Below are 13,102 nucleotides of genomic sequence, written 5' to 3'. Positions count from 1 at the left end.
CCTCAATCGCCGTCCAGGCCTTCCGGTTCGCCGCCATCGACCATCAGGTCGATGAGTTCCTTGAGAAAGGCGAGGGCTTCCTCGGAGGTGGCAAAGTAGTACTCCCCGCCGAGATCGGCGGCGTCGCCATCCGGGCCGACGTGGACGACGGACCAGCCCTCCGCGCCGCCCCCGATCGCGCAGATCCCGAAGCTGCCCGGCGCGAGATCCCGCGCCGAGCCGGCGGTGACGAAGATGTCCTTGCCCCGATGGGCGAAATAACGTTTGAACACGAGGAGTTGGAATGAAGGCAATCTGGAACGGCGAAGTCATCGCCGAGAGCGACGACACCGTGGTGGTCGAGGGCAACCATTACTTCCCCATGGCCGCGCTCAAGCGCGAGTTCACCACGTTCAGCAACCACCGCACGAGCTGCCCCTGGAAGGGACAGGCGCACTACTTTAGCCTGCTGGTCCACGGCGACATGAACCCCGACGCCGTCTGGTACTACCCGACGCCCTCCGACGCCGCCGCCGAGATCAAGGACCGCGTCGCCTTCTGGAAGGGCGTCCAGGTCACCGAGTGAGCGCTGCGGCGCCCGTCCTCGCGGTCTACGGCTGGCGCGGCCACAGCACCCACAGCCGCAGCGGCTGCTTCATGCGCCCGGCCTGCGCCTCGGCCTGCTCGCCCCAGCCCCAGAAGTAATCGGCCCGCACCGCGCCGACGATCGCCGCGCCGGTGTCCTGCGCCATCACCAGGCGGCGCATCGGCGTGGCCGACATCGGCTCGGTCGTGTCCATCCACACCGGCGTGCCGTAGGGGATGCTCGCCTTGTCCACGGCGATCGAGCGCTCCGGCGTCAGCGGCACGCCCTGGCCGCCGCGCGGCCCCACCGCCAGGTCGGGCAGCGGTTCCTCGCGGAAGAAGACGTAGCGCGGATTGGCCCACATCGCTTCCTTGAGCCGCTGCGGATTGCGCCGCGCCCAGTCCTTGATGCCCGGCCATGAGGCCTCCGTCGCCCGCAACTCCCCCTGCGCGATCAGCCATTGGCCCATCGAGCGGTAGGGCTGCTCGTTGTGCCCCGCGAAGGACAGGCGCACCCAGCGCCGCGTCCCGTCGCGCTCCGTCACCATCAGGCGGCCGCTGCCCTGGATCTGCATCACCAGCGCGTCCAGCGGATCCTGCACCCACGCCAGCCCGAGGCGGTCCAGGGCGGCGTTGGACTCGATCTGCTGGCGGGTGTCGTAGGGCTTGCGTCGCGCCAGGTCCTGCGGCGGCGCGAGCAGCGGCACCCGGAACTCGCCTTGCGACTGGCGACGCGCCTGCAGCTGCGGTTCGTAGTAGCCGGTGATCAGGCCCTCGCGCTGACCCTCGGGCGATTCGACGCGATACGGCTGCAGCGTCTTCATCAGCCAGACCATCGCGTCCCAGTCGTCGCCCGGCTTGAAGGCGCGCGCCTGCGCGCACACCGTGGTCCAGCCGGGCATCGGCTTCTCGCAGCCGCGCAACAGCGCCGGCCACCACGCGAGCATCCGGTCCTGCCCCCAGCCGGGCAGCTCGCTCCAGGGGGCGGCGACCCAGCGGGCGCGCTCGCGCTGGAGCACGCGGCGTCCGGCCGTGTCGTCCTGACCGTTGAGCAGCTGGGCCGGATCCAGCGAGGCGCTCCGGGCCGGCGCGGCCGACAGCGCCATCAGGACACTCGCCGCGGCTGCCAGGATGGGCGCGCCTAGAATCGCCAGCGCCGCGTTCCTGCGGCGAGTTCTGCAACGGATCGGACCACGAATCATGGGCGTGATTTTGCTGGAGGCGCTCGGCGCGCTCGCGCTGCTCGTGTTCATCGTCTGGTGGACGATGTTCTCCGGGCGCAAGGGCGGCGAGCGGCCCGACGACCGCGATCCGGCCTGAGCCCCCGCCGTCGGGCGATCAGCCCTTGGGCGGCACGAGGAAGCTCAGCGGCTGGCGGCCCATGCGCGCCCAGATCGCCGCGCGCACGCGCTTCTGATCGGCCAGGCGGATGCCGCGCGAGCGCAGCGCCACCTTGAACGCGAGGAAGAAGCTCACGCCCACGTTCAGCACGCCGGTGCCCAGGATGCTGATCACGCACAGCCAGAACGGCCAGTGCTTGAGCACGTCCCACCCCAGCGCGCCCGCCGCCGCGGCGAGCTGACCCGTCGACAGCGTCACGTGCCGGACCTCGATCGGCAGTCCGAAGAAGCCGAGCAGCGCCGGCACCAGCCCCAGCATCAGACCCAGGCTGATGTTGGCGGTCAGCCCCGAGATGTTGTCCCGCCACCATTGCGACCAGCGCTTGGCCCGGCTCGCGCCGAGCGTCGCCACGATGCGCGGGTTCCACGCGATGGCGCTGTCCAGCCGATGGAAGACGAACCAGTTCTCGACCCAGCCCGCGATCAGGCTGGACGCGAACAGCAGCACCCCGGTGAACGCCGCGAAGAACAGCGACGGGCCCAGCACCGTGAGCGCGTGCAGCACGTGCTCCGCCTCCTTCGCGCCGACCAGCGGCTTGCCCAGGGCCAGCCACGCCGCGAGCTGCACCACGAGCACCATCGGCGCGGCCAGCGCGAGGTTGCCCAGGATGCCGGCGGCCTGCGAGCGGAAGAGATGGGCGACCTCGTCGACGAAGGCCTGCAAGCCGGCATCGCTGTCGATGTGGCGCAGCTTGTCGGCCAGCGCCGGCGCGGTCATCGCGGGCTGCTTGGTCGCCACCGTCCAGTGCAGCAGCAGGATGATCACGAAGCTCACCGCGTAGTTCACGCCGGCCCAGAAGCCGCCCCAGAACGCGGACAGCCCGATGGCCGCGATCGCGAACTTCATGAACGTGGTGCCCGCGATCACCAGCCCGCCGCCGCCGGCGCGGCGCAGCATGTCGCCGTACTCCTCGCGGTTGCGGGTGATGTAGTGCTCGCCGGTTTCCGCGCTCCGCTCGGCGACCTTGCGCGCCAGCAGCGAGTAATGCCGCGCGAACAGCGTGCGGATGCTGCGCCGGTCATGCACGACGGCGACCAGGTCGGCCACCAGCCGCAGCAGCTCGCGCTGCGGATGCGGCGCCAGCAGCACCGCCAGCAGGTCCTCGACGCGTCGCAGCCGCGCCTGCATCTGCTCCACGCCGAACATCAGGTCCACCGACACGCCGTGTTCTTCCAGGTGGTCCGGCACCGACCGCACCGCCGCGCGGCATTCGTCGAGCAGGCCGCGCAGGTACTGCAGCCGGCCAGGCAGGCTCGCCCGGTCGTCGTCGACCAGCGCATGCTCGACCTGCTCCCAGGCCGTGGCCAGGTTGCGGAAGGGCCGGCTGACGAGCTTCTGCGGATCCATGCGCACGCGCAGCGCGCCGGACAGCCCCGCCGAGCGCACCGAGCTGACCAGCACCGTGATCGCCGCGCGCATCTCCTCGCGCCAGTCGCCCTCGGGCGCCCCCGCGAAAAGCAGGCCCAGGCGGCGCAGCAGCTCATCGTCGACGGCGTTGATCCACTGCTCGTCCGCCTCGTGCGGGAACAGCAGCTCGAAGAGCTCGGCGAGGTCGCGGGTGTCCGCGCTCAGCGGCAGCAGCCGCCGACGCAGGCGTCCCAGGAATTCGTTCCACAGGGCCATGCGCGGCGCGAAGCCGACCTCGGCGAACAGGCTGATCGCGTCCACGTCGGCCCACACGCTGGCGATGACCTCGGCGAAGGCCCGGGCGTGTTCGGGGTGGCGCTCCAGCAGGTGGAGCAGGTACTTCAGCCGGCGCACCGGCAGCGGGGCGGAGGGCGCGGCCGGCTCAGCGGCCACGACGTCCTTGCCGGCGTCCTTCGCCGTGTCCTTGCCCGCTTCCTTGTTGGTCGCGTCCTTCAGCGGCGCGTGCCGCAGCCACTCGATCAGGCGCACCAGCCAGAGGTTGCGCTCGGCCAGCGGCGCTTGCGGATGCGCGGCGTTGAGCAGCGCGGTGAGGTCCCAGCCCTGGCGTCGTCGGATCAATGCAGCGACCCCGTGTCGGCGAGGAGGAACTCGGGCACGTCGGCGTAGAAGACCTCGGCGTGCTCGGTGACGCACAGGTAGCGGCCGCTCATCGTGCCGTGGCGCGTGCCGATCTGCGCCCAGGAGCTGTACTGGAAGCGCTCGCCCGGCTGCAGCAGCGGCTGGTGGCCGACGACGGCCAGCCCATGCACCTCCTGCGATTTGCCTTCGGCGTCGACGATCGTCCAATGCCGCCCGATCAACTGGGCGGTGACGTCGCCGCGGTTCTCGATGGTGATCGTGTACCCGTACGCGAACTCGTTGCGATCCGGGAAGGTCTGGTCGGCGAGGGGCTCGACGGCCACGCTGCAGTGGAAGTGCGGATGTGCCATCGGGGGATTTTAGGCGTCGCCTCGGCTATGCTGGCTACCGCACACTGTGCCAACAATCAGAACCCGCTCGAACGGACCACCAGCACGCGGCCGGCACGCATCCGGACGCCATCCGTCATGGAGACAAGGGCAGGACACCCGCCGGCGCTTCCTCACCCCAACCGGCGTCAGGCCGTGGCGCGCGGCTGCGCGTGGCTGGGGCTCGCGGCCGGCCTCGCCACCGATCCCGGGGACATCGCGCACGCCGCGCCGCAGGGCCCCGCGCCGCCGCCGGGTGCGACCAGCGGCGGCTCCGGTCCGTTGACGCTGCGCAGCGCCGCCCAGTCGGGGTCGCCCGCGAAGTACGCCTCGGGCGATCCGCAACGCCCCGGTCTGTGCGGCGAGATCGCCGCGGCGGTGCTGCGTGCCGATCCCGACCTGCGCATCCAGGGCCTGGACCAGATGGTCCCGCTGCGGCGGCTCGAGCTGATGCTCAGCACCGGCGAGCTCGACGTGTTCTTCTGCCTGCTCAAGTCCGAGCATCGCCATCCGCTGATGCGCTACCTGCCGGTGCCGCTGTACCGCGTGGCGCATGTGCTGGCCACGCGCGCGGGCGATCCGCCGGCGCCGCGGACCTGGGACGAGCTGCGCGCCTTCGCCCGGCGCCAGCCCGTGCTGCTGGCGCAGGGGACCAAGCTCGCGGGGACGCTGCAGGAGGCCGACGTCGCGTTCCAGGAGTCGGCGCGCAGCGATCGCGAGGCGCTGCAGATGCTGGTGAAGGGCCGCACCGCGGCGGTCTACGGACAGGACATCAACCTGCGCCAGGCCGCGCGGCTCACCGGTCTGGAGTCGCAGGTGCGCATCGGGACGCAGGTCTTCGAGGAGGAAACGCAGTTCGTCGTCGTCTCGCGCCAGCTGCCCGAGCCGGTGGTGGAGCGGCTGACGGAGCGGCTGCGCCAGCTGAACGCTTCCGGCGAGATCGCACGCCTGACGGAGCGCTACCGATGACCCGGGCCGCCGCGACTGCGGAGGCCTTCCTACAATCGTCGACTTTCCCCGCCAACGCCCGCCGCGCGTCCCGCCATGAACCCGCCCATCTCCCGCATCGCCCCGAGCATCCTGTCCGCCGATTTCGCCAAGCTGGGCGAGGAGGTCCGCAACGTGCTGGCCGCCGGCGCGGACTGGATCCACTTCGACGTGATGGACAACCATTACGTGCCCAACCTGACCTTCGGGCCGATGGTCTGCGAGGCGCTGAAGAAACACGCCGTCAAGCCCGACGGCACGCCCGCGCCGATCGACGTGCACCTGATGGTGCAGCCGGTGGACAGCCTCGCCCAGGCCTTCTGCCGCGCCGGTGCGGACCTGGTCAGCTTCCACCCCGAGGCCAGCGCGCACGTGGACCGCACGATCCAGCTGATCAAGGGCGAGGGCGCCAAGGCCGGCCTGGTGTTCAACCCGGCCACGTCGCTGGACGTGCTGGAGTGGGTCATCGACAAGGTCGACCTCGTGCTGATCATGAGCGTCAACCCGGGCTTCGGCGGCCAGAGCTTCATCCCCAGCGCGCTCAAGAAGCTGCAGCAGGCCAAGGCGATGATCCTGGCCAGCGGCCGCGACATCCGCCTGGAGATCGACGGCGGCGTGAAGGTCGACAACATCCGCGAGATCGCCGATGCGGGCGCGGACACCTTCGTCGCGGGATCGGCCATCTTCGGCAAGCCCGACTACAAGAGCGTCATCGACGCGATGCGCGCCGAGCTGGCGCGCTGATCCACGCAGGCGCCTCGAACCGGTGACCCGACTGCTGCTGGTCTGCGCGGCCAACGTGTGCCGCTCCCCGATGGCCGAAGCGGTGCTGCGCCTGCGCGCACGCGAGCTCGGCCTGAGCGAGGTCGCCTCGGCGGGCGTGTTCGCGTCCTCGAGGCCGCACCCGGTGGACAAGCGCGCGCTGACCGTGCTCGAGCAGCGCGGCTACGGCATGGACCGACGCTGGCGCTCGCGCAAGGTGACGACCGAGGACTTTGATCGCCACGACCTGATCCTGGCGATGGACCGCGCGGTCCTGCGCGGATTGAAGGCGATGCGCCCGGCGATCTCGCCGGCGAAGCTGGGGCTGTTCCTCGCCGGCATGACGGGCCTGGGCCTGGACGAGGTTCCCGACCCGTACTACGGCTCGGGCAGCGGCTTTGTGCAGGTGCTCGACCTGATCGAGGCCCGGGTGCACACCTGGCCGCGGGACCCCGCGACCTTCGGCAAGGACGCCGGCTAGGCGCCGCTCAGTTCGCCGCTTCCCGCATCGCCGGGCTCGCAGGCTTGGTCCCGCCGTCCAGGGCGCTGCCGATGGCGGCGGCGATGTCCTCCCGGGAGAACGCCAGGCTATTCATCGCCGTTTGCAATCGTCGGGCGCATTCAGCGGCTTCCTGCCAGAGTCCGGCGTCCAGGGCCGAGCGGATCGCTCGGCAAGGCGTCTGGACCTGCCGAGCCTCCAGGCCCTCCAGGCCTCGGCCATCGCTGGTCAGACCAGCCAGTCGATTCAGCATGTGGCGGCGCAGGCGCCGCTCCCGCGCGGCCTCGGGCGTCGGCGGACCCAACCGCAAGGGCTCGGCGCAGACTTGGATCCGATTGCTGTTGAGCCGTGCCTCCCAGATGTCCGCTGGTGACGCTGATCTTGGTGAAGCCGCTGATGCCGTGACCTCCGCGCCGTCCGGGCGCACGCGTTCGGTGAGGGCGGCCGCGGCGTCGTCTTCCGGGATCTCGCCCTTCAACCATCCCTTGAGGATCCCTGCGTACCAGAACCAGGCAGCGGACGACCATGTCTCCCACTCCTGCGCGCTTTCCGGCATGCGCGTGGCGGCTGCCGGCAGGCTGCCCAGGGCTTGCCGCAGATCCTCGCGCGAGAGCAGCTTGCGCTGAGACGCCTGGATCGCCGCCTCGACATATCGCTGCAGCGGCGGGGCGGCGGTCTTGGACAGGAGGGCTCGCTCGATCAGCGCGAGCGGCAGCGGTGGGGCCGCCTGGGTCGACGGCACCTGCGCCGGACCGAGCAGCAGCGCGCGGCAGGCCTCAGCGGAAAGCCGGTCTTCGCCGGCGGGCTGCAGCGCGAAGCGCAGCAGTTGCCCCAGCGCGTTCGAGTTGAACTCGGCCAACAGCGCCGGCAGGCCGCCAGGGGCCGCGTCGGGTTCAGCGAGCCGCTCGAACAGGCGCTCACCGCGAAGCAGGCCATCGCGCCGCAACTCGGTCAGGCCTTCCAGCAGCACATGCACGAGGTCCTGATGCGAACCGGTCAGGGCTTGCACCAACGGCGGCCGCGCGTCGCCCGTGGGGGTCATCAAGACCTCCAGCAGCTCGTCGCCGGTCAGGCGCGGCGGATCCGCGCGCATCGCGCTGCCGACCTCGCCCCACCACAGCCTCAAGGGCTGGACGAAGGGCATGACGCGGGCCCTTGGCAGTCCGTCGCCAGGGGCGCGCCCGGGCTTCCGCAATGACAAGGTCAGCGCCAGCAGCGCGCTCAGCCCCTCGCGCAGCGCCGAGGGCAAGGGCTCGCCCGGTCCGCGCTGGTCGAACAGCCGGCTGATCTGCGACGGATCGAGCGACTGCGGCCCCGTCGCATCCGTCCAGCTCAGCCGTCCGGGCAGGGGCCGGGAAGCCGCCGGCGGCGTGCGGGTCTCGGTCCACAGCGCCTGCAGCTCCTCGTTCCAGGCCGACGAAGCCCGCACGCGGTCGAGGAGCGCCGGCGAGCTGTTCAAGAGGGCCGTCCGCACCATGGATGTCCGCAACTCGCCGCGCGGCACGCGGGTGAGGTCCTCCGCGTCGAACGGGCGCCGCAGCCCGTTGTCCTCGACCCAGACCAGGTCGCCGCGGGACCGGATGCAAGACCGGGCCGCAGGCAGGTCGTCGGCCAATGGCTCCGACCAGGCTGCGATCGTGCTCGCCTCGCCGCTTGCGGCGAGTGAGCCGGCCGTGCCCATCACATCGAGGAAGTAGGCCGCCACGAGGGTGGCGTCGGTCAGGCACTCGCACTGACCGTCCTCGCCCTCGCGCAGCAGCGCGCCGCTGGGCGGCGGCGGGCCGAATTCCTCGGCCAGCGGCTGCAAGCAGTCCTGGATCTGCGTCACTGTCGGTGAAGGCAGCGCCCGGGCGTCCAGGGAGGACGGGCGGGCAGCGCCTCGCGACCCGATCCGCTGATGCAGCGCGCAGGTGAAGCGCTGCAGGTAGTCCTCCGCCAGCAGCAGCGCGATGGCTTCCGGCGCGAGTCTCGGCACCAGCGAAGCGGCGCACCGCTCGACCAGCGGCTGCTCATGATGAGAGTGGACGAACGGGTCTTCCGGCAGGCGCCACGGCAGTTCCAGCCGGTCGTAGAGTTTGCGCTTCAGCCCCGCGACGTAATGCCGTTGAGCCAGCCGAGCCTCGGACAGCTCGTCGGCGTACTCGGTCTCGACCGTGTCGATGGCGACCTGCTCGACGATCTGCTCGACGCGGCTGCGGAAGAGACCCGGCAGGTCGTTGCGCGCGGGATCGAGCCGGCCGAGGCAGCAGTGCAGCGCCTCGACGGCGCCGCCCGCGCACACGGTCAGCTGCGGGGCGAGCTGGTCCAGCTCCAGACGTCGGCTCGCCAGGCTGAGCCGGTCGTCGAGGATCAAGCGGCTCAGCTGCGTCAGACCGCGCGTGACCTCGCCGTACATCAGCGCCGCTTCTCGCTCGCTGTACTGCAGATGGTTGCCCGCGTCGTCGATGTCGAACAACTTGCTTTGACACATCGCGAGATTCGTGACGGTCGGCGCGGCGCCAGCGGCGAAGGCAGACAGCGTGGCGAGCTCACGCTCGACCCGCGCCCGGAACGGACCGAAGTCCGTATGTCGCACGAAGTCCGCAGGCCTGCCGTGGCGCTCAGGGCAATACGTGAGGGCGGGGGTGTCGGTCGGGGCGGCTTCGGGGGGCGTGTCGGAGGCGCGCTCCGTCAGGAAGCCGGGCGAGTAGAGTTCGTGAAGGGTGGGCATGGGGCTTGAGTCGGCGAACCGCGGCATCAGGCCGTCGACTGCTGCCAGTGCGGCGCAAGGTTCGCGGTGAGAATCGAGCGACTTGAATGGCGACCCCGGAGCGACGATGAGCGAACGACTGGCGCAAGGCCCGGATGGCCAGTGGCGCTGCAAGTGGTGCGAAGCCCCCGGCTTCGACATGTACCGCGACTATCACGACCGCGAGTGGGGCTATCCCGTCGACGAGGACCGCCGGCTGTTCGAGAAGCTCTGCCTGGAGGGTTTCCAGTCGGGCTTGTCGTGGCGGACCATCCTGGCCAAGCGCGAGAACTTCCGCAAGGCGTTCAAGCAGTTCGAGATCGCCAAGGTCGCGCGCTTTGGCGAGGCCGACGTCGCGCGGCTGCTCGCGGACGAAGGCATCGTGCGCCACCGCGGCAAGATCGAGGCGGCGATCCACAACGCCTCTCGCGCGCTGGAACTGCAGAAGGAAGCCGGCTCGCTGGCCGCGTTCTTCTGGCGCTTCGAGGACCCGGAGGAGGGCGGCGATGTGCGGCCGACCTCGGAGATGTCGGTGAAGCTCTCCAAGGAACTGAAGAAACGCGGCTGGAAGTTCGTGGGCCCGACGACGGTCTACGCGTTCATGCAGGCGATGGGCTTGATCAACGACCACGCGCCCGGGTGCATCGGGCGCGAGGCCGCGGCGCGCGAACGCGGGAAGTTCACGCCACCGCGTTGATCTCCGCCTGCGCGACTTCACGCGTGTCCGGGCCCTTGCCGCTGAAGCGGTCCAGCGCGAGGTAGATCACCGGCGTGATGTAGAGCGTCACGGCCTGCGACAGGATCAGCCCGCCCACCACCGCCAGGCCCAGCGGCTGGCGCAGTTCCGCGCCGGCGCCCAGGCCCAGCGCGATCGGCAGCGCGCCCATCAGCGCCGCCATCGTCGTCATCATGATCGGACGGAAGCGCAGGATGCAGGCCTCGCGGATCGCCTGCGCCGGCGTCATGCCGCCGTTGCGCTGCGCGTCCAGCGCGAAGTCGATCATCATGATCGCGTTCTTCTTGACGATGCCCACCAGCATCAGGATGCCGATGGTGGCGATCACCGTCAGCTCCATGCCCGCGAGCTGCAAAGTCAGCAGCGCCCCCACCGCCGCCGACGGCAGGCCCGCCAGGATGGTCAGCGGATGGATGTAGCTCTCGTAGAGCACGCCCAGCAGCACGTAGATCACCGCCACCGCCAGCACGATCAGCAGCACCTGCCCGCCCTGCGAGTCCTTGAACACGGCCGCGTCGCCGCCGTAGCTGGTGATGATCGACGGCGGCAGGCCGATCTCCTTGGTGAACTGGTCGATCTTGCCCGTGGCGTTGCCCAGCGGGACATCCGGCGCGAGGTTGAAGCTGAGCGTGATCGCCTGCAGCTGACCCTGGTGGTTGACCGCCGTCGGCCCGAGCTCGCGCTTCACGCTGGCGAAGGCGGTCAACGGCACCATCGTGCTGTTGCGCCCGCGCAGGTAGATCTTGTCGAAGGCGTCCTCGCTGAGGCGGTCGCCGTCGGTCGCTTCCATGATCACCTGGTAGGTGTTGCTCTCGGCGTAGATGCTGGACACCTGGCGCTCGCCGAAGGCCGAGTACAACGCGTTGCGCAGGTCCTGCATCTGCACGCCCAGCAGCGTCGCGCGCTCGCGGTCGATGACCAGGTTGGCCTGCAGCCCGCGCAGCTGCGAGTCGCTTGTGACGTCGCGGAACACCGGGTCATTGCGCAGCTTGTCCTGCAGCTTCACCGCCCAGCTGTTGAGCTCGCCGGTGCTCACCGACTGCAGCGTGTACTGGTAGCGGCTCTTGGACTGGCGGCCGCCCAGCTGCAGGTTCTGCACGGGACGCAGGTAGACCGCGATGCCGGGCACCGCGCGCAGCCGCTTGCGCAGGTCCTCGAGCACCCGCTTCATCTCGGGCCGCTCGGCGCGCGGCTTCAGGTTGATGAACAGCCGGCCCGTGTTGACCGCGCCGCCCCCGCCGCCGCCCACGGCCGCGGCGACCGAGGCCACCGCCGGATCGTCCTTGACGACCTGCGCGACCCGTTCCTGCAGCACCGTCATCGCGGCGAAGGAGATGTCCTCCGAGGCCTCGGTGCTGGCCTGGATCTGGCCGATGTCCTCCTCGGGGAAGAAGCCCTTGGGGATCGCGATCCACAACCAGGCGCTCGCCACGAAGCTGGCCAGCGCGACCGCGCCCACCACCCAGCGGTGCCGCAGCGCCCAGTCCAGCGAGCCGGTGTAGCGGTCCAGCACCCAGGTGAAGCCCGCCTCGAACGTGCGGCCCAGCGCGTTCTCCTCAGTCTCGTGGTGATGGCTCAGGAAGCGGCTGCACAGCATCGGCACCAGCGTCAGCGACACACCCGCCGACACGAGGATCGCCAGCGACACGACCACGGCGAACTCGTGGAACAGCAGCCCGATCACGCCGGGCATGAAGAAGATCGGGATCAGCACCGCCACCAGCGAGATCGAGATCGACACGATGGTGAAGGCCATCTCGCGCGCGCCGCGGATCGCGGCGTCGAACGGCGCCATGCCGTCCTCGACGTGGCGCACGATGTTCTCGAGCATCACGATCGCGTCGTCGACGACCAGCCCCACGGCCAGCGTGATGCCCAGCAGCGAGATGTTGTCCAGGCTGTAGCCGAGCGCGAACAGCAGCGTCACCGCGCCGATCAGCGAGATCGGCAGCGACAGCGTCGGGATCAGCGTCGCCACCATGCGGCGCAGGAACAGGAAGATCACCAGCACCACCAGCGCCACCGTCAGCGCCAGCGTGAAGTACACGTCGTGCAGGCCTTCGCGGATCGACACCGAGCGGTCATTGAGCGTGCTCATCTGCACCGAGGCGGGCAGTTGCGCGGCGAAGCGCGGCAGCATCGCCTTGACGGCGTCCACGACCTTCACCGTGTTGGCATCGGGCTGGCGCTGCACGGCCAGCACGATGGAGCGCTCGCCGTTGTAGTTGGAGAAGGACTTGACGGTCTCGTAGCTGTCCTGGACATCGGCCACGTCGCGCAGGAAGACCGGCGCGCCGTTGCGCGTGGCCACGACGATCCCGCCGAAGGCGTTGGCGTCGCGCAGCTGCTTGTTGGCCTGGATGGTCAGCGTCTGGCGCGATCCGTCCAGCGTGCCCACCGGCGTGTTGGCGTTGGCGCCCTTGACGGCGGCCTGCAGCTCGTCGAGCGTGATGTTGCGCTGCTGGAGCAGCTCGTTGCGCGCCTTGATGCGCACGGCGAAGCGCTTCTGGCCGTAGATCGACACCTGCGCCACGCCGTCGATCGTCGACAGGCTGGGCGTGATCAGGTTCTCGGCGTAGTCGTTGAGGTCGGAGAGGTTGATCGACGGCGAGGTCAGCGCCACCAGCAGCACCGGCGCGTCCGCGGGGTTGACCTTGCGGTAGGACGGCGGCGTCGTCATCTCGGTGGGCAGCGCGCGCAGCGAGCGGAACAGCGCCGCCTGCACGTCCACCGCGGCGGCGTCGATGTCGCGCGAGGGATCGAACTCCAGCGTCAGCGAGCTGTTGCCCAGCGTGTTGGTCGAGGAGATCGTCGTGATGCCGGCGATCGTCGAGAACTGTTTCTCCAGCGGCAGCGCGACCGAGGAGGCCATGGTCTCGGGGCTGGCGCCGGGCAGCACGGCCTGCACGTTGATGACGGGCGTGTTGAAGCTGGGCAGCGCGGCGACCGGGATGCGGCTCCAGGCGGCGATGCCGGCGACGACCAGCGCCAGGTTCAGCAGCACGGTCATGACCGGCCGCCGGATGAAGAGTTCGGTGAGGTTCATGGCA

11 protein-coding genes are annotated in these 13,102 nt (G+C 70.2%); 5 read left to right on the top strand and 6 right to left on the bottom strand.

Annotated elements, in window-relative coordinates:
* Positions 1-2: 2 nt before the first annotated feature.
* Complete coding sequence (locus tag ACNI65_RS21135) at positions 3-272, bottom strand: hypothetical protein (protein ID WP_416759173.1); 270 nt, start codon at positions 270-272, stop codon at positions 3-5.
* An 11-nt stretch (positions 273-283) separates the two neighbouring features.
* Here ACNI65_RS21135 and ACNI65_RS21130 point away from each other — a divergent pair, with 11 nt between their 5' ends.
* Positions 284-565: a DUF427 domain-containing protein gene (locus tag ACNI65_RS21130; RefSeq protein ID WP_416759172.1), complete on the top strand. Its 282-nt coding sequence runs from the start codon at positions 284-286 to the stop codon at positions 563-565.
* Between the two features lie 25 nt (positions 566-590).
* Here ACNI65_RS21130 and ACNI65_RS21125 read toward each other — a convergent pair whose 3' ends face one another.
* From ACNI65_RS21125 to apaG, 3 genes are all read right to left on the bottom strand, one after another.
* Positions 591-1,766 (bottom strand): murein transglycosylase A, encoded by a 1,176-nt coding sequence (locus tag ACNI65_RS21125; protein WP_416759171.1) that lies wholly within the window; start codon positions 1,764-1,766, stop codon positions 591-593.
* Between the two features lie 136 nt (positions 1,767-1,902).
* Positions 1,903-3,951 carry a site-specific recombinase gene (locus tag ACNI65_RS21120; protein ID WP_416759169.1) on the bottom strand — a complete coding sequence of 683 codons (2,049 nt, stop codon included), beginning with the start codon at positions 3,949-3,951 and terminating at the stop codon, positions 1,903-1,905.
* Positions 3,948-4,322 (bottom strand): Co2+/Mg2+ efflux protein ApaG, encoded by a 375-nt coding sequence (apaG, locus tag ACNI65_RS21115; protein WP_416759167.1) that lies wholly within the window; start codon positions 4,320-4,322, stop codon positions 3,948-3,950. The genes ACNI65_RS21120 and apaG overlap by 4 nt, the downstream gene beginning before the upstream one ends.
* A gap of 117 nt (positions 4,323-4,439) precedes the next feature.
* Here apaG and ACNI65_RS21110 point away from each other — a divergent pair, with 117 nt between their 5' ends.
* The 3 genes from ACNI65_RS21110 (at position 4,440) to ACNI65_RS21100 (ending at position 6,570) form a co-directional block, all read left to right on the top strand.
* On the top strand, positions 4,440-5,309 hold the full coding sequence (locus ACNI65_RS21110) for a substrate-binding periplasmic protein (protein WP_416759165.1): 870 nt from the start codon (positions 4,440-4,442) through the stop codon (positions 5,307-5,309).
* 75 nt (positions 5,310-5,384) lie between these two features.
* Positions 5,385-6,071 carry a ribulose-phosphate 3-epimerase gene (rpe, locus tag ACNI65_RS21105; protein WP_416759164.1) on the top strand — a complete coding sequence of 229 codons (687 nt, stop codon included), beginning with the start codon at positions 5,385-5,387 and terminating at the stop codon, positions 6,069-6,071.
* Positions 6,072-6,093: 22 nt separating this feature from the next.
* Positions 6,094-6,570 carry a low molecular weight protein-tyrosine-phosphatase gene (locus tag ACNI65_RS21100; RefSeq protein WP_416759163.1) on the top strand — a complete coding sequence of 159 codons (477 nt, stop codon included), beginning with the start codon at positions 6,094-6,096 and terminating at the stop codon, positions 6,568-6,570.
* A 7-nt stretch (positions 6,571-6,577) separates the two neighbouring features.
* Here ACNI65_RS21100 and ACNI65_RS21095 read toward each other — a convergent pair whose 3' ends face one another.
* Positions 6,578-9,298, bottom strand: coding sequence for a hypothetical protein (locus tag ACNI65_RS21095; RefSeq protein WP_416759162.1), 2,721 nt, complete (start codon positions 9,296-9,298; stop codon positions 6,578-6,580).
* Between the two features lie 106 nt (positions 9,299-9,404).
* Here ACNI65_RS21095 and ACNI65_RS21090 point away from each other — a divergent pair, with 106 nt between their 5' ends.
* Positions 9,405-10,013, top strand: a complete 609-nt coding sequence (locus tag ACNI65_RS21090; RefSeq protein WP_416759161.1) for a DNA-3-methyladenine glycosylase I — start codon at positions 9,405-9,407, stop codon at positions 10,011-10,013.
* On the opposite strand, the gene ACNI65_RS21085 is transcribed toward ACNI65_RS21090, so the two are convergent.
* The gene (locus ACNI65_RS21085) at positions 9,997-13,098 is read right to left on the bottom strand and encodes an efflux RND transporter permease subunit (RefSeq protein WP_416759159.1); all 3,102 of its coding nucleotides are present in this window, start codon (positions 13,096-13,098) and stop codon (positions 9,997-9,999) included. The genes ACNI65_RS21090 and ACNI65_RS21085 overlap by 17 nt on opposite strands.
* Positions 13,099-13,102: the final 4 nt, after the last annotated feature.

The sequence above is a fragment of the Roseateles sp. So40a genome (genome assembly GCF_048081605.1).
Lineage (GTDB): Bacteria > Pseudomonadota > Gammaproteobacteria > Burkholderiales > Burkholderiaceae_C > Roseateles.
The sequence above is the reverse complement of the archived record's forward strand: the minus strand, read 5'-3'. Positions and strand labels throughout refer to the sequence as shown.